General features: G+C 62.8%; 15 protein-coding genes. 14 read left to right on the forward strand and 1 reads right to left on the reverse strand.

Features of this window, described 5'->3' with window-relative positions; genetic code table 11:
- Positions 1-25 precede the first annotated feature (25 nt).
- The 9 genes from SINAR_RS0125570 to SINAR_RS0125610 all read left to right on the forward strand — a co-directional run bounded on the left by SINAR_RS0125570 (position 26) and on the right by SINAR_RS0125610 (position 10,692).
- Positions 26-1,096 (forward strand): ABC transporter ATP-binding protein, encoded by a 1,071-nt coding sequence (locus tag SINAR_RS0125570; protein ID WP_028001713.1) that lies wholly within the window; start codon positions 26-28, stop codon positions 1,094-1,096.
- Positions 1,097-1,118: 22 nt separating this feature from the next.
- Complete coding sequence (locus SINAR_RS0125575; RefSeq protein WP_028001714.1) at positions 1,119-2,189, forward strand: ABC transporter ATP-binding protein; 1,071 nt, start codon at positions 1,119-1,121, stop codon at positions 2,187-2,189.
- A 1-nt stretch (position 2,190) separates the two neighbouring features.
- Positions 2,191-3,057 carry a carbohydrate ABC transporter permease gene (locus SINAR_RS0125580; RefSeq protein ID WP_028001715.1) on the forward strand — a complete coding sequence of 289 codons (867 nt, stop codon included), beginning with the start codon at positions 2,191-2,193 and terminating at the stop codon, positions 3,055-3,057.
- 20 nt (positions 3,058-3,077) lie between these two features.
- Entirely contained in the window at positions 3,078-3,902 is an 825-nt protein-coding gene (locus SINAR_RS0125585) for a carbohydrate ABC transporter permease (RefSeq protein ID WP_028001716.1), read from the forward strand.
- Positions 3,902-4,321: a DUF2160 domain-containing protein gene (locus SINAR_RS1000000137540; protein WP_028001717.1), complete on the forward strand. Its 420-nt coding sequence runs from the start codon at positions 3,902-3,904 to the stop codon at positions 4,319-4,321. Before SINAR_RS0125585 ends, SINAR_RS1000000137540 begins: the two co-directional genes overlap by 1 nt.
- Positions 4,322-4,400: 79 nt before the next feature.
- A complete protein-coding gene (locus tag SINAR_RS0125595; RefSeq protein ID WP_028001718.1) occupies positions 4,401-6,125 on the forward strand; it encodes an ABC transporter substrate-binding protein in 1,725 nt (574 codons plus the stop codon).
- Between the two features lie 304 nt (positions 6,126-6,429).
- Entirely contained in the window at positions 6,430-7,902 is a 1,473-nt protein-coding gene (locus SINAR_RS0125600; RefSeq protein ID WP_028001719.1) for a nucleobase:cation symporter-2 family protein, read from the forward strand.
- 205 nt (positions 7,903-8,107) lie between these two features.
- Positions 8,108-9,592 (forward strand): nucleobase:cation symporter-2 family protein, encoded by a 1,485-nt coding sequence (locus SINAR_RS0125605; protein WP_028001720.1) that lies wholly within the window; start codon positions 8,108-8,110, stop codon positions 9,590-9,592.
- 182 nt (positions 9,593-9,774) lie between these two features.
- Positions 9,775-10,692 carry a DMT family transporter gene (locus SINAR_RS0125610; RefSeq protein WP_028001721.1) on the forward strand — a complete coding sequence of 306 codons (918 nt, stop codon included), beginning with the start codon at positions 9,775-9,777 and terminating at the stop codon, positions 10,690-10,692.
- Between the two features lie 64 nt (positions 10,693-10,756).
- Here SINAR_RS0125610 and SINAR_RS0125615 read toward each other — a convergent pair whose 3' ends face one another.
- On the reverse strand, positions 10,757-11,185 hold the full coding sequence (locus SINAR_RS0125615; protein ID WP_028001722.1) for a Fur family transcriptional regulator: 429 nt from the start codon (positions 11,183-11,185) through the stop codon (positions 10,757-10,759).
- 120 nt (positions 11,186-11,305) lie between these two features.
- On the opposite strand from SINAR_RS0125615, the gene SINAR_RS0125620 reads away from it, so the two are divergent.
- The 5 genes from SINAR_RS0125620 to SINAR_RS0125640 all read left to right on the forward strand — a co-directional run bounded on the left by SINAR_RS0125620 (position 11,306) and on the right by SINAR_RS0125640 (position 15,851).
- Entirely contained in the window at positions 11,306-12,211 is a 906-nt protein-coding gene (locus tag SINAR_RS0125620) for a metal ABC transporter substrate-binding protein (protein WP_028001723.1), read from the forward strand.
- Entirely contained in the window at positions 12,208-13,143 is a 936-nt protein-coding gene (locus tag SINAR_RS0125625; RefSeq protein ID WP_028001724.1) for a manganese/iron ABC transporter ATP-binding protein, read from the forward strand. Before SINAR_RS0125620 ends, SINAR_RS0125625 begins: the two co-directional genes overlap by 4 nt.
- Positions 13,140-14,000, forward strand: a complete 861-nt coding sequence (locus SINAR_RS0125630) for a metal ABC transporter permease (RefSeq protein WP_028001725.1) — start codon at positions 13,140-13,142, stop codon at positions 13,998-14,000. The genes SINAR_RS0125625 and SINAR_RS0125630 overlap by 4 nt, the downstream gene beginning before the upstream one ends.
- Positions 13,997-14,848 (forward strand): metal ABC transporter permease, encoded by an 852-nt coding sequence (locus SINAR_RS0125635; protein ID WP_028001726.1) that lies wholly within the window; start codon positions 13,997-13,999, stop codon positions 14,846-14,848. The genes SINAR_RS0125630 and SINAR_RS0125635 overlap by 4 nt, the downstream gene beginning before the upstream one ends.
- A 118-nt stretch (positions 14,849-14,966) precedes the next feature.
- Positions 14,967-15,851 (forward strand): DUF6030 family protein, encoded by an 885-nt coding sequence (locus SINAR_RS0125640; protein WP_028001727.1) that lies wholly within the window; start codon positions 14,967-14,969, stop codon positions 15,849-15,851.
- Positions 15,852-15,858 lie beyond the last annotated feature (7 nt).

Genomic DNA, 15,858 nt, shown 5'->3' on the forward strand with positions numbered 1-15,858 from the left:
TGCCGTTGGCTGGGTGGAGAATTCAATGCTTGAAATGAAGAACATATCCAAGGTCGTGGGGGGCGGGACGCACATCCACCCAACCGACCTTGTGCTGGAGAGGGGGTCGCTCAACGTGCTGCTCGGCCCGACGCTCTCCGGGAAGACGTCGCTGATGCGGCTGATGGCGGGTCTCGACAAGCCCTCCTCCGGTTCGATCCATCTCGACGGCGCCGACGTAACGGGCGTTCCGGTTCAGAAGCGCTCGGTTGCCATGGTCTACCAGCAGTTCATCAACTATCCAGCGATGACCGTTTACGAGAATATCGCCTCGCCGATGCGGATCAAGGGCGCCGACGGCGCCACCATCGACCGGGAAGTGCGCAAGGCGGCGGACCTTCTGAAACTCACGCCCTATCTCGACCGTACGCCGCTCAACCTGTCCGGCGGTCAGCAGCAGCGCACCGCGCTTGCCCGCGCCATCGTCAAGAACGCCGACCTGGTGCTTCTCGACGAACCGCTTGCCAATCTCGACTACAAGCTGCGGGAGGAGTTGCGCGAGGAGTTGCCGAAGATCTTCGCCGCATCCGGCGCGATCTTCGTCTATGCGACGACTGAGCCTTCGGAAGCGCTTTTGCTCGGCGGCAACACCGCGACGCTGAACGAGGGAAGGATCACCCAGTTCGGCCGCACCATCGACGTCTATCGCCGTCCGGCCGACATCGTCACGGCCCGCACATTCGCCGATCCGCCGCTGAACACCATCGGCCTCGTGAAAACAGGATTGCATTTCGTGCTGGAAGGCAAGCCGGTGCTTCCCGTACCTGCGCATCTTCGCTCCGTCGCCGACGGCCCTTGCACGGTGGCCTTTCAGCCGCATCACCTTTCTTTCGATCAGCCGAACGGCAGCGACGAGCCGCTGACCGTCAAAACGGCCATCTCGGAGATCACCGGATCCGAAAGCTTCATTCACGTCGCCTTCCAGGGCGCCCGCTGGGTCATGCTCGCACCCGGCATTCACGAGATCGAACCGGACGCAACGCTTAATGTCTTCGTCGACACGCGCCACCTGATGGCCTTCGGGCCGGACGGCAGGGCGGTCGGCGGAACGGCCTGAGCCAGGCGTCGGGGAGGAAACCATGGCACGCATCAATCTGGAACATATCCGCCACGCCTACGGCGCCAAGCCGAAGTCGGAATCCGACTATGCGCTGAAGGAAGTCCATCACGAATGGAACGACGGCGGCGCCTACGCGCTCCTCGGACCTTCCGGCTGCGGCAAGACCACGCTGCTCAACATCATATCGGGACTCATCAACCCGTCGGAAGGGCGTATCCTCTTCGACGGCACGGACGTCACGCATCTGACCACGCAGCAGCGCAATATCGCCCAGGTGTTCCAGTTTCCCGTCATCTACGACACGATGACCGTGTACGACAATCTCGCCTTTCCTCTGCGCAACCGGCATGTGCCCGAGCCCGAGGTCGACCGCCGCGTCAAGGAGATCCTCGAGATGACCGGGCTCGGCAGCTGGGCGAAAAAGACCGCGCGCGGGCTGACGGCCGACCAGAAGCAGAAGATCTCTCTCGGTCGCGGGCTCGTGCGCTCGGACGTGAGCGCCATCCTCTTCGATGAGCCGCTGACCGTCATCGATCCGGAAATGAAATGGGTCCTGCGCTCGCAGATCAAGCGGCTGCACAAGCAGTTCGGCTTCACCATGGTCTATGTCACGCACGACCAGACCGAGGCGCTCACCTTCGCCGACAAGGTCGTCGTTATGTATGACGGCCAGATCGTCCAGATCGGCACGCCGGCCGAGCTCTTCGAACGGCCGCGCCACACCTTTGTCGGATATTTCATCGGTTCTCCCGGCATGAATGTCCTGCCGGCCGAAATCGCTGGCAGCACGGCCGCCGTCGGCGACCAGAGGATTGGGCTCAATTTCCAGCCGCAGATCAGGGCCGGCGCCAGGATCGAAATCGGCATCCGCCCGGAATTCATCTCGCTCGGCCGCGACGGCATGCCGGTCGCCATCACCAAGGTCGAGGACATCGGCCGCCACAAGGTGGTGCGCGCCCGCTTCGCCGACCGGCCGATCTCGATCATCGTCGACGAGGACGGCGAGATTCCCGCCGAGCCGCGCGTCACCTTCGATCCGAAGGCAATCAACGTATACGCCGATTCCTGGCGCGTCGGCGGGGAGGCCTGACATGGAAAAGACCTGGAACAACAAGGCCTGGTTCATGGTCCTGCCGGTGCTGGTGCTCGTCGCCTTCTCGGCGGTGATCCCGCTGATGACCGTCGTCAACTACTCGGTGCAGGACACTTTCGGCAATAACGAGTTCTTCTGGGCCGGCACCGACTGGTTCCTGGACGTGCTCGAGTCCGACCGGTTCTGGGATGCGCTCACCCGCAACCTGATCTTCTCGGCGATCATTCTGGCGATCGAGATCCCGCTTGGCATCGTCATCGCGCTCAACATGCCGAAGAGGGGCATCGGGGTGCCGATCTGCCTCGTTCTGATGGCGCTGCCATTGCTCATTCCGTGGAACGTCGTCGGCACCATCTGGCAGGTCTTCGGCCGCGTCGACATCGGCCTGCTCGGACGCACATTGGCAATGCTCGGCATCAACTACAATTACGTGCAGAATCCGCTCGACGCCTGGGTCACGCTGATCGTCATGGATGTCTGGCACTGGACGAGCCTCGTCGTGCTGCTTTGCTATGCCGGCCTCGTCTCGATCCCGGACGCCTACTACCAGGCCGCCAAGATCGACGGCGCCTCGCGCTGGTCGGTTTTCCGCTACATTCAGCTTCCGAAGATGAAGCGCGTGCTCCTGATCGCCTTCCTGCTGCGTTTCATGGACAGCTTCATGATCTATACGGAACCCTTCGTCGTGACCGGCGGCGGCCCGGGCAACTCGACGACCTTCCTGTCGATCGATCTCGTCAAGACGGCGATCGGCCAGTTCGACCTCGGCCCGGCCGCAGCCCTCTCGATCATCTACTTCCTCATCATCCTGCTCCTGTCGTGGATCTTCTACACCGTGATGACCACGAGCGACGCGCAAGGCTGAGAAAGGAGGAAGGAGACATCATGATGACCAACAAGCAACCGCTTTCGCAGCGCCTCTCCTGGCTGGTGCCGACGCTCTATATCGTCTTCCTGCTCCTGCCGATCTACTGGCTCGTCAATATGAGTTTCAAGGAGACGAGCGAAATCCTCGCCGGCTTCTCGCTATGGCCGCGGAACCCGACGCTGAGGAACTACGAGGTGATCTTCACCGATCCCTCCTGGTATTCCGGCTATATCAACTCGATCATCTACGTAGTGCTGAACACCGTCATCTCGGTCACCGTGGCCCTGCCGGCAGCCTACGCATTCTCGCGCTACCGCTTTCTCGGCGACAAGCACCTGTTCTTCTGGCTGCTCACCAACCGGATGGCTCCCCCGGCGGTTTTCGCGCTGCCCTTCTTCCAGCTCTATTCCGCCTTCGGACTTATCGACACGCATATCGCCGTGGCGATCGCGCATTGCCTGTTCAACGTGCCGCTCGCCGTCTGGATCCTGGAAGGCTTCATGTCCGGGGTGCCGAAGGAGATCGACGAGACCGCCTATATCGACGGCTATTCCTTCCCACGCTTCTTCGTGAAGATCTTCGTGCCGCTGATCGCATCGGGCATCGGCGTCGCGGCCTTCTTCTGCTTCATGTTCTCGTGGGTGGAGCTCCTGATCGCCCGCACGCTGACGACGACGGATGCCAAGCCAATTGCCGCAACCATGACGCGCACGGTCTCGGCCTCCGGTCTCGACTGGGGCGTGCTCGCCGCCGCCGGCGTGTTGACGATCATACCCGGCGCGCTCGTCATCTATTTCGTTCGCAACTACATCGCCAAGGGCTTCGCCCTGGGGAGGGTCTGATGGCAACCATCGCCACTCGCAAGAACCGCTGGCCCGTCGCACTTGCCGCCGTGCTCGTCGTATATGTCGTCACTGCTGGCCTGCTCGTCTCCGTTCTGCCGGTGAAGGACGGCGAGCGCGACTGGTTCGCCCCGCTGGTCCCCGGAGGCTGGATGGCCTGGTCCTTCCCCACCGCCATGTTCTTTCTGACGATCTTCGCGCTCCTGTCGCTGATGGCTGTGTGGGAATATGCCCGGCCCGGCGGAAGTCCGCGCGTCGGCATACTGCGCTTCGAGACGACGCGCGGCGACCGGCTCTTCGTGTCGCTGCTCGGAAGCGCATTCATTCACCTCGCCTGGCTGGGACTGGTCGGCGCAAATCTCTGGTGGGCGGTCGCCCTGTCGGTGATCTATGCGGCCGGCGTCTTCCGCTACGTCTGAGGAACGCAATGAAGGGCGCTCACCGGGCGCCCTTCGAAACTGCAAGTGAACGCAATCGCAAAACCCAAGGGAGGAATTGATGCGAAGGCACCTTTTGACAACGACGGCGGCTATGCTGCTGGCATTTACCGGATCGGCCTTTGCCGGGATGGATGAGGCAAAGCAGTTCCTGGACAAGGAAGTCGGCGACATGTCCTCGCTCGACCGCGCCGCCCAGGAAGCGGAGATGCAATGGTTCGTCGATGCGGCAAAGCCTTTTGCCGGCATGGAGATCAAGGTCGTTTCCGAAACGATCACCACCCATGAATACGAATCGAAAGTGCTGGCCCCGGCCTTCACCGCGATCACCGGCATCAAGATCACCCATGATCTGATCGGCGAAGGCGACGTCGTCGAAAAACTGCAGACGCAGATGCAGTCGGGCGAGAACGTCTATGACGCCTATATCAACGACTCTGACCTGATCGGCACGCACTGGCGCTACCAGCAGGCGCGCAGCCTGACCGACTTCATGGAAAACGAGGGCAAGGACGTCACCAACCCCAATCTCGATATCGACGACTTCATCGGCAAGTCCTTCACCACTGCCCCGGACGGCAAGCTGTATCAGCTTCCCGACCAGCAATTCGCGAACCTCTACTGGTTCCGCTACGACTGGTTCAACGACGAGAAGAACAAGGCAGACTTCAAGGCGAAGTACGGCTACGAGCTCGGCGTTCCGGTCAACTGGTCGGCCTATGAGGATATTGCCGAATTCTTCACGGGCCGCGAGATCGACGGCAAGAAGGTCTATGGTCACATGGACTACGGTAAGAAGGACCCGTCGCTCGGCTGGCGATTCACCGATGCCTGGCTCTCGATGGCCGGCAACGGCGACAAGGGCATACCGAACGGCAAGCCGGTCGATGAGTGGGGCATCAAGGTCGACGAGAACTCGCGGCCCGTCGGATCCTGCGTTGCACGCGGCGGCGACACCAATGGCCCGGCCTCGGTCTATGCCATCCAGAAGTATCTCGACTGGATGAAGGCCTATGCGCCGGCTGCTGCCCAGGGTATGACCTTCTCGGAGTCCGGCCCGGTGCCATCGCAGGGCGAGATCGCCCAGCAGATGTTCACCTATACGGCCTTCACCGCCGATTTCGTGAAGGAGGGCTTGCCGGTCGTGAACGAGGACGGTACGCCGAAGTGGCGTTTCGCTCCGAGCCCGCACGGCGTCTACTGGAAGGACGGCATGAAGCTCGGCTATCAGGACGCCGGGTCCTGGACGCTTCTGAAGTCGACGCCGGACGATCGGGCCAAGGCGGCCTGGCTCTACGCACAGTTCGTGACCTCCAAGACGGTGGACGTGAAGAAGAGCCATGTCGGCCTCACCTTCATCCGCCAGTCCACGCTCGATCATCAGAGCTTCACCGATCGCGCGCCGAAACTCGGCGGCCTCATCGAGTTCTACCGTTCGCCGGCCCGTCTGCAGTGGTCGCCGACCGGAACGAACGTGCCTGACTATCCGAAACTCGCGCAGCTCTGGTGGCAGGCGATCGGCGATGCTTCCTCCGGCGCGAAGACCGCCCAGGAAGCGATGGACTCGCTCTGCGCCGAGCAGGAAAAGGTGCTGCAGCGCCTCGAGCGCGCCGGCGTCCAGGGCGACATCGGTCCGAAGCTCGCCGAAGAGCACGACCTTGAATACTGGAACGCGGAAGCCGTGAAGGCCGGCAACCTCGCACCGCAGCTCAAGGTCGAGAACGAGAAGGAAAAGCCGACCACCGTCAATTACGACGAACTGGTCAAGAGCTGGCAGACGAACTGATCGATAGACGCCGCCCGGTCGGTCGGGCGGCGTTCTTCACCGGAGATGCAGCACCGGGGCCGGAAACGGCCCCGTTTTTTTGAGAACCGATCCGAGTGGAGCGATGCCAGCAACCCCCGCGATTTCCCATTGCGGGGGAGATGCCCGGCAGGGCGGAGGGGTGCCGTCCGGGCGCACATTACCGCCCATCAGGCGAAAACTGTTTCCGCCATTTCAGTAAGGCGGCGCCTTAGCGTCGCTGCCATTATTCGGCACCTTCTTCGTAAGAAGTGGATTACATGCAAAGGTATTGGAGGAGCTTACCTTGGCAAACGGTACAGAGGAAACCGCAGCATCAACGCGCCCGGAAGATGAGAGACTCGGCATCGGCGCCAATCTGGCCTATGGCCTGCAACACGTGTTGACGATGTATGGAGGCATCGTCGCCGTACCCCTTATCCTGGGCCAGGCCGCAGGTCTCGGCCCCGGCGACATCGGCCTGCTCATCACCGCATCCCTATTTGCCGGCGGCCTCGCCACCATATTGCAGACCGTCGGCCTGCCCTTCTTCGGAAGCCAGTTGCCGCTGGTACAGGGCGTTTCCTTTTCCGGCGTGGCGACGATGATCGCCATTTCCGGCAATGGAGGTCTCCAGTCGGTGCTCGGCGCCGTCATCGCCGCCTCGCTGATCGGGCTGCTGATCACGCCCGTATTTTCGCGGATCACCCGCTTTTTCCCGCCGCTCGTCACCGGCATCGTGATCACCACGATCGGCTTGACGCTGATGCCTGTGGCCGCGCGCTGGGCCATGGGCGGCAATAGCAGCGCGCCCGATTTCGGCAGTCCCGCCAATATCCAGCTTGCGGCGGCCACGCTCGTCATCGTGCTCCTGCTCAGCAAGCTCGGAAGCGCCGCGATCTCGCGCCTCTCGATACTGATCGCTCTGATCATCGGTACGGCGATAGCCTATTTCGCCGGCATGGCGGACTTCTCGCAGGTGACCGAAGGGCCCTTCTTCGCTCTTCCGCAGATCTTTCACTTCGGCTACCCGACCTTCGAGGTCGCGGCGATCGCTTCGATGTTCATCGTCATCATGGTGACCCTGGTCGAGACTTCTGCGGACATGCTGGCGGTCGGCGAGATCATCGAGACGAAAGTGGATTCGCGCCGGCTCGGCGACGGCCTCAGGGCCGACATGCTCTCAAGCCTGCTCGCACCGATCTTCGGCTCCTTCACCCAGAGCGCCTTTGCCCAGAATGTGGGGCTCGTGGCAGTTACGGGCGTCAAAAGCCGCTATGTGGTTGCAACCGGCGGCCTGTTTCTCGTCATGCTCGGCCTTCTGCCGGTCATGGGCCGCGTCGTGGCGGCGGTTCCGAGCTCGGTGCTCGGAGGCGCCGGCATCGTGCTCTTCGGCACGGTCGCGGCGAGCGGCATCCGCACGCTGTCGAAGGTGGACTATACCAACAACATGAATCTGGTCATCGTCGCGACCTCCATCGGCTTCGGCATGATCCCGATCGCCTCGCCGACCTTCTACGAGCATTTCCCGGCCTGGGTCGAGACGATCTTCCATTCCGGCATCAGTTCCGCCGCACTGATGGCGATCAGCCTCAACCTGATCTTCAACCACATGACTGCCGGAAATTCGGACCAGCAATCGGTCTTCGTCGCCGGTATGGAGCGGACGCTTCGCTACCAGGACATCGCGCGGCTGCACGACGGCGATTACTTCCTCAATGGCAAGCTCTACGACGCCAACGGCATCGAGGTGCCGGTGATCGCTGCGGAAGCGCATTGACGCCCAGCAAGCCGTTCCACTGATGGCGGAAACGCGATCCGGGCGCATCCTCGTCCGGATCGCGCAAAAGCGCCTGATTACCCTGAAAAACCGGAAAGTGTTTTCACTTCCTGCACCCTTGCGGCATGCTCCGGCCGCACGAAAAGTTCCCGCTCCCCGTTGGAGGACGGGGAACCAATGGGTCGCGGTGATTGGAGGAGGAACCATGAACGACGCATCCAGCATACATCCCGTGGACGAACGCCTTCCGGTCGGCAGGCTTGCGACGCTCGGGATACAGCATGTTCTTGTCATGTATGGCGGCGCAGTCGCGGTTCCGCTGATCGTCGGCCGGGCGCTGCAGCTGAGCCCGGAAGACGTCGCCTTTCTGATTTCGGCGGACCTGTTCGTCTGCGGCATCGTCACCATCATCCAGTCGCTCGGACTGACCAGGGGCATAGGCATCCGCCTTCCGGTGATGATGGGCGTCACATTTGCCGCCGTCGGTCCCATGGTCTCCATGGCCGCCATGACGCCGGGGATCGACGGGGCACGAACGATCTTCGGTGCGATCATCGGCGCCGGCCTCGTCGCGATTCTCATCGCGCCGATCATGGGACGCCTGTTGAGGTTCTTTCCGCCCGTGGTCACCGGCACGATCATTCTCGTCATCGGCGTGACCCTGATGCGCGTCGGCGTCAACTGGATTTTCGGCAATCCCTTCGGTCCGACGGCGCCGAAACTCGTCGATCCGGCCCATGTCCAGTGGCTGGCTGACTTGAAGCAGCTCGCAGCAACCGGCGGACCGGCCGTGCCGGACGGTCTCGTTCTCGGCCCGACGGTGCCAAACCCTATCTATGCCGAACCCGGCCATGTGGCGCTTGCCGCCTTCGTGCTGGTCTCCATTCTCGCGGTGGCGCGCTTCGGCAAAGGGCTCATCAGCAACATCGCGGTTCTGATCGGCATCGTGATCGGATGCGTCGCGGCGGCCCTGCTCGGCATGATGCATTTCGATCGCGTGGCGAGCGCCGGCTGGTTCGCCGTCGTGACACCCTTGCGCTTCGGCATGCCGATCTTCGATCCGGTGCTGATCGCCACCATGTCGCTCGTCATGATCGTCGTGATGATCGAATCGACCGGCATGTTCCTGGCGCTCGGCGAGATGACCAACCGCGATGTCACGCAACAACAACTGACCGCAGGGCTCCGGGTGGACGGCCTCGGCACCGTCATCGGCGGTCTCTTCAACACCTTCCCCTATACGAGCTTCTCGCAGAATGTCGGCCTCGTCGGCGTCACCGGCGTCAAGAGCCGTTACGTCTGCGTGATGGGCGGCGCCATCATGATCCTGCTGGGCGTTATCCCGAAAATGGGCGCGCTGGTCGAGGCGGTACCGACCTTCGTTCTCGGCGGAGCGGGGCTCGTGATGTTCGGCATGGTGGCGGCAACCGGCGTCAGGATTCTCTCGACGGTCGACTTCAAGTCCTCGCGCAACAACCTGTTCGTGGTCGCCGTCTCCGTCGGCTTCGGCCTCATTCCGATGATCGCACCCAACTTCCTGATGTGGATGCCGCATGCGATCCATCCCATCATCGAGTCCGGCATAGTGTTGGCCGCGGTCTCGGCCGTCGTGCTCAATGCCTTCTTCAACGGCCTCAGCATCGAGCGTTCCGCATGCGTCGAGGCCGCGCGGCTGGCAGACGGCCATTAGACTGAGGCATCGCGGCGAACTGCCCCCTCTGCCCGGCAGGCCGGAGGGGGTGCCGCTCCGCGTTCGTATGCCGGATCAGACTTTGAGCTGAACATCGCATGCTTCGATCAGCATCGAAGCATCGCAGCGGCTCCGGACGCTAGGAATGGTCCGATGAACCACGATTCACAAGGACCACATTCATGGACAGGCCGCATCTCGCTCTCGAACTGCTTCTGCTTGTCGCCCTCGCAACGCTCTGGGGCGCCTCCTACACCTTCATCAAGATCGGCGTCGAGACCATTCCACCGGTGACGCTGATTGCCGCGCGAACGCTGATTGCCGGCACGGTTCTTCTTGCGCTGATCGCATGGCGCGGCCTGACACTGCCGCGCGGCGGGGCGATGTGGTGGCGCTTCCTGTTCCAGGCCTGCCTCAACAGCGTCGTCCCCTTCACCCTGATCGCCTGGTCGGAGCGCACGATCGATGCCGGTGTGGCGGCCATCCTCAACTCCACCACGCCGATCTTCGCCTTCCTCCTGACGGCGCTGATCACCCGGCACGAGCCGGTTACGGCGCGCAAGTTCCTGGGCGTCCTTGCGGGGATCACAGGCATCGGGCTGATCATCGGCCTCGAAGCCTTCCGCGGCATCGGCGATCAGCTTGTCCCGCAACTTGCCGTCGTGCTGGCGACTGTTTGCTACGCCGGGGCAGCGATCTTCGGGAAGGGTTTCAAGGGCCTCGACCCGATGATCCCCGCCGCAGGATCGCTTCTCGCGGGTGCGGCCCTGCTCCTGCCGGTAAGCCTTGTCGCGGATCGGCCGTGGACGCTCGCCCCCTCGCCGGAATCGCTGATCGCACTCGTCTGCCTGTCCGTCTTCTCGACGGCCCTGGCATTCGTCATCTATTTCCGGTTAATCCACACGCTCGGCTCCGTCGGCGCAACGGCACAGGCCTATGTGCGCGTTCCGATCGGCGTCGCCATCGGCGTGATGTTTCTCGGGGAGACGCTTTCGGCGACCGCGTGGCTCGGGCTCGGCTGCGTCGTCGCCGGCGTCGCGGCAATGACGATCCCGGCGACAGCGCCGCGCGTCCTGCCGAACGCGCAAAGGTCACTGTAGCGCAGCACTTTGAGCTGCTGGAGGCTGCCGGCCGCAGCCGTCGCCGCCGAGGGGTGATCCCGGGTCAGCCCTTGCGCTTGCGGCAATAGAGCTCCAGGCGGTGGCGGACCAGCTCATAGCCAAGTTCTGCGGCGATTTCCGCCTGAAGCTGCTCGATCTTGTCGGAGCGGAACTCGATCACGTCCCCGGTCTCGATATCGATCAGGTGGTCGTGATGGGGGGCGTCCGCGGTCTCGAAGCGGGCGGTGGCATTCTCGAAGGCATGCCGCTGCACCACCCCCTGCTGCTCCAAAGCGGATAGCGTCCGGTAGACGGTCGAGAGCGACACGGTCGCGTCGATTTCCTTCGCGCGCCGATGAAGTTCGCTGGCATCCGGGTGGTCTTCGGCCTCCGCCAGGATCTTCAGGATCGCTGCCCGTTGCCGCGTGACGCGCACGCCGCCTTCGCGCAGGATTCCCTCCAGTTCCTCGAGCCGATTCTTGTTCCGTGTCATCCGGCGACACTAGCCAAGGGCACCTCCTTTGAAAATAGCCAGTTGCAAATGGTTCTCATTTGCATTGACTTATGCAGACCATTCGCCTACCCATAGGGAGTTCGCACCAAGGAGAGCCGGATGATTCAGTCAACGAGGCGCATGATATTGACGGCGGCAGCGGCGGCGCTTGCCGTTTCGATCGTTCCAGGGGCGGCCGCGGCGGCCGAAAAGTTCAAGGCCGTCACCACGTTCACCGTCATTGCCGATATGGCTGAGAACGTCGCCGGCGAGGCGGCAATCGTCGAATCGATTACCAAGCCCGGGGCGGAGATCCACAATTACCAGCCCACTCCGCGCGACATCCTCAAGGCGCATGACGCCGATCTCATCCTGTGGAACGGGCTGAACCTGGAGCTCTGGTTCGAAAAGTTCTTCCAGAATTTCGACGACATTCCGGGCGTCGTCGTCTCCGAGGGAGTGGAGCCGATGGGAATCGCCGAAGGGCCCTACACCGGCAAGCCGAATCCGCATGCCTGGATGTCCCCATCGGCCGCCCTGATTTATGTCGACAATATCCTGAACGCCTTCGTGAAGTACGATCCGGCGAATGCCGAGATCTACAAGGCCAATGCCGAAGCCTACAAGAAGAAGATCGAGGCGGCGGTCGCACCCATCCGCGCCGAGCTCGAAAGGATCCCGGCGGAAAGGCGATGGCTGGTGTCGAGCGAGGGTGCCTTCAGCTATCTCGCCCGCGATTTCGGCATGAAGGAGCTTTATCTTTGGCCGATCAATGCCGACCAGCAAGGCACGCCGCAGCAGGTACGCAAGGTGATCGACGTGGTTCGGGCCAATCGGATTCCCGTGGTCTTTTCCGAGAGCACCATTTCGCCTGACCCGGCTGAGCAGGTCGCGCGGGAGACGGGTGCAAAATACGGGGGCGTGCTCTATGTCGACTCCTTGAGCGAGGCCGACGGTCCCGTTCCGACCTATATCGATCTGCTGCGCGTTACATCGGAAACGATCGCGAAAGGCTTGTCGCAATGAACCTTCAGGAAAAGGCTCGCGCCTATCCGGGAGCGGCCCCGCAAGAGGGGGGCAGGGGCATTCGTGTCAGCGGCGCCACGGTGACCTACCGCAATGGCCACCGGGCGCTGCGTGACGCCTCCTTCGAAATCCCTACGGGCACCATCGCGGCCCTTGTCGGCGTCAACGGCAGCGGCAAGTCGACGCTGTTCAAGGCGATCATGGGATTCGTCCGGCTGGCAAAGGGCGACATCTCGATCCTTGGGCTCACCGTGCCGCAGGCTCTCAGACAGAACCTCGTCGCCTATGTGCCCCAGGCCGAAGAGGTCGACTGGAATTTTCCGGTTCTCGTCGAAGACGTGGTGATGATGGGCCGTTACGGCCACATGAAAATGCTTCGCATCCCGAAAAAGGCCGACCGCGACGCGGTCGAGGCGGCACTGGCGCGGGTCGGCATGAGCGAGTTCCGCAAGCGTCAGATCGGGGAGCTTTCCGGCGGCCAGAAGAAGCGGGTCTTCCTGGCACGGGCGCTTGCTCAGAACGGCCGCGTCATCCTGCTCGACGAGCCTTTCACCGGTGTCGACGTGAAGACGGAGGACGCGATCATCCGCCTGCTCGTCGCACTTCGCGAAGAGGGGCGTGTGATGCTCGTCTCCACCCACAATCTCGGAAGCGTGCCGGAATTCTGCGACCGCACGATCCTCCTGAAGAACACGGTGCTCGCCTACGGCCCGACGGAAACCACCTTCACGCGTGAAAATCTGGAGCTCGCCTTCGGGGGCGTGCTGCGTCACTTCGTGCTTGGCGGCGAGAACCTCCATGATGATGCCGACCCACGCCAGCTCTCGGTCATCAGTGACGACGAGCGCCCGCTCGTCATGTATGGCGCCCGCGACCGCATGGTTGCCCAGCCGGCCAAGCCGGAGTCAGAATCCGAGGCGGACTCCGAATGATCTCCACGCTCAGCGAACCGTTCGCCTATAGCTACATGGTGAATGCCATGTGGGTCAGTGCGCTTGTCGGCGCGGTCTGCGCGTTCCTGTCGGCCTATCTCATGCTGAAAGGCTGGTCGCTGATCGGCGATGCGCTCTCCCACTCGATCGTGCCGGGTGTCGCCGGCGCCTATATGCTCGGGCTTCCCTTTTCGCTCGGCGCCTTCTTTTCCGGTGCGCTCGCCGCGGCCGCCATGGTGTTCCTCAACCAGCGCACGCGGCTCAAAGAGGACACGATTATCGGCCTGATCTTCACCTCCTTCTTCGGCCTCGGCCTGTTCATGGTCTCTCTGTCGCCGACCTCGGTGAACATCCAGACGATCGTGCTCGGTAACATTCTCGCCATCACTCCGGCCGACACGTTGCAGCTCGCCATCATCGGTGTCGTCTCGCTGCTGGTCCTGTCCGCCAAGTGGAAGGACCTGATGGTGACCTTCTTCGATGAAAGCCACGCCCGTTCCATCGGCATCAACACCACCTTCCTGAAGGTGCTCTTCTTCACGCTGCTGTCGGCCTGCACGGTGGCGGCGCTGCAGACGGTCGGCGCATTCCTCGTCATCGCCATGGTCGTGACACCCGGCGCGACCGCCTATCTCCTGACCGACCGTTTTCCGCGGCTGATCATGATCAGCATCGCAATCGGGGCCCTGACGAGTTTCGCCGGCGCCTATGCGAGCTACTTCCTCGACGGCGCAACCGGCGGCATCATCATCGTGCTGCAGACGCTCATCTTTCTTTCCGCTTTCATCCTTGCCCCGAAGCACGGACTTCTCGCGGCCCGCCGCCGCGCCGCGCAGGCACTGGAGGTCGCGCAATGATGTCCTTCGACATGCTCCTTGCCGTCTTCGAGTTCGAGTTCATGCGGAACGCGTTGCTGATCTCGGCCCTGGTCGCGATTCCGACGGCAATGCTCTCCTGCTTCCTGGTCCTCAAGGGCTGGTCGCTGATGGGCGACGCGATCTCTCACGCGGTGTTCCCCGGCGTCGTGGTCTCCTACATCGTCGGCCTGCCTCTCGCCGTCGGCGCCTTTGCCGCCGGCATGTGCTGCGCGCTTTTGACCGGCTACCTGAAGGAAAACAGCCGCATCAAGCAGGACACGGTGATGGGCGTCGTCTTTTCCGGCATGTTCGGCCTTGGCCTTGTGCTCTACACCAAGATCCAGAGCGACGTGCATCTCGATCACATCCTTTTCGGCGACATGCTCGGCATCGGCTGGGGCGACATCCTGGAGACGGGCCTCATCGCGCTTCTCGCCGCCGGCATCCTCAGCCTGAAGTGGCGCGACCTGCTGCTCCATGCCTTCGATCCAGCGCAGGCGCGCGCCATCGGCCTCAGGGTCGGTTGGTTGCACTACGGACTGCTTGCGATCCTCTCCTTGACGATCGTCGGCGCACTCAAGGCGGTCGGCCTGATCCTGGCCATCGCCATGCTGATTGCCCCTGGCGCGATCGCCTATCTCGTCACGCGGACATTCGGCGCCATGCTTGCGGTCGCCGTATTGGTCGCCGTCGCCGCCTCCTTCTGCGGCGTCTATCTCTCCTTCTTCATCGACAGCGCTCCGGCACCCACCATCGTCCTCCTGATGACGGCGATATTCCTCCTCGCCTTCGCCTATTCCAGCTGGAGGACGGCCCGCGCCGAAGCGCAGCGGACAAGCGTGGAATAGAAGGAAGCCACAGGAGTTTGGACGCCGGCGCCATGTTCCCTTATGGTGCGCCACGACTGAAGGTTTGGAGCGATCCGGGGTAGGCCGTGATCCTTCCGTGGCGGAGCAACGACGCAAGATGGAGAAGAAGCAGAAAGGCCGTTCCGGCATCGCTTTCTTCTTCGCTGCCGTGGGCCTCATCTTCACGGCGATCGCCGCTACTGTGCTCCTGGCCAACGAGCAGCGTCACCTGAAGCGGCTGCTTGCGAACCTGGGCTTCGCGATGCCGCCGCCGCAAGTGGAGCAACAGCCGGAGGCTGCCCCCGGTCCGCGTCGAAAGGCCGAACCGGCAAAGGTGCTCCTGCCCCCCTACATATTCACCGATCTTCGGACGCCGGAGCAGCAGTTCATCCGCCAGATCCGCAGCGATCCGCGCGCCCTGTGCGAAGGGCTGCGCGAGGCCGGCTTCCGCGACCTCGAATGGAAATCCGCCGAAAGCGGCCGCTGGGAATGCTCATCGCTCGTTCCCTTCGCCCGCCCCGGCCAGGAAACGAGCTCGTCCATCTTCATCCTGGTCAAAGGCCGCGGAGAGGAGGAGATCACCTCCTTTCGCGTGAAGCTCAATATCGAGCACAATGGGGACACGCCCGTTGTCACCAGCGCTGCGGCCAAGGCAGCTTCCGTCTTCTTGAGCGAGGTTCGTTGGGCCGGCAGCGCAAGCATAGCCCTCAGCATCCAGGGCCTGCAGGAGTTCGACCTCAAGCGGTTCGGCAGCCGCATCCAGTTCAAACGGGAGATGGGAGACACGCCCCGCTACAATTTCCTGGCCAGCCAGGAGGCGCAAACGCGGCCGAAGAGCATCGCCGAGCTCTATTTCGACCGCGAAAAATGGCTCGCACCGGGCGACGGAACGATCGTGTCCTTCGTCCGGGGCCCGAGCGCCTGGGCACGGCCAGCCCCGCCGGCAGAACCGCAGGCCGCCGCGCGGCAGCCAGGCAACCGGGCAGCAACTCCCGAGCGGTAAGGGACCG

The sequence above is a fragment of the Sinorhizobium arboris LMG 14919 genome (genome assembly GCF_000427465.1).
Lineage (GTDB): Bacteria > Pseudomonadota > Alphaproteobacteria > Rhizobiales > Rhizobiaceae > Sinorhizobium > Sinorhizobium arboris.